Genomic DNA, 685 nt, shown 5'->3' with positions numbered 1-685 from the left:
ACCGAAGGAGAAACTCACTGGCAAAAAACCATCGGCAGCCCTTCGAAATATTACGAGACCTGGGGCTCAGGGCTGCACACTGTTGGAGATACAAGCCTTGTTACTATGGGGATTACGAAAGACTCGACTGCAAAAGTAGTTGTTATTAAATATGATTTGAATGGGGACACGCTATTCACCAAAGAATACTTTAGCCCATTTTACCCGGAAGAGCCTTTCATCTCAGCAGATCAATATATAATTCCATATAAAAACGGGTTTAGCCTGGCTACAGGGGTCGATTCTGATCCAAGCTTTGCAAATGCGGAAATCTACTGGATGCGCTTAAATAAAATTGGGCAAGTCATCGAAACAGCTATGTTCTCTTCACCTCTGCAGGACACACCTGAAACCCAAGTAATAGATGAATATGGTAATATTACCATAGGTGCCTTTACCCGCAACATCGGCCAAGTCAACCAAAATTTCACCTGCCAGGCTCAAATCCTACAGATAGACAGCTTAGGCAACCAAAAATGGCTGTACAAGACCCCCGCGAACCAGCTTTTTAGCTCCGCACGCTCCCTCCTCCCCACCCCCGACGGCGGCCTCATCGTCGGCACCGGTAAAGGCGTGGAGACGCCCATCAACAGCAGCAGCGGACGCGTAGACTGGAACCCCTGCTTCTTCAAGCTCAATGCCGACC

1 protein-coding gene is annotated in these 685 nt (G+C 48.3%); it reads left to right on the top strand.

The window, feature by feature from the left end; translation table 11 throughout:
- Nucleotides 1–685: hypothetical protein (locus FRY97_RS22600; RefSeq protein ID WP_170254859.1), on the top strand; the 685-nt coding region annotated here is incomplete at both ends.

It is taken from the genome of Phaeodactylibacter luteus (assembly GCF_007993045.1).
Taxonomy (GTDB): domain Bacteria; phylum Bacteroidota; class Bacteroidia; order Chitinophagales; family Saprospiraceae; genus Phaeodactylibacter; species Phaeodactylibacter luteus.
Note: the sequence above shows the minus strand (reverse complement) of the source record. Positions and strands in the feature narration are given on the sequence as shown.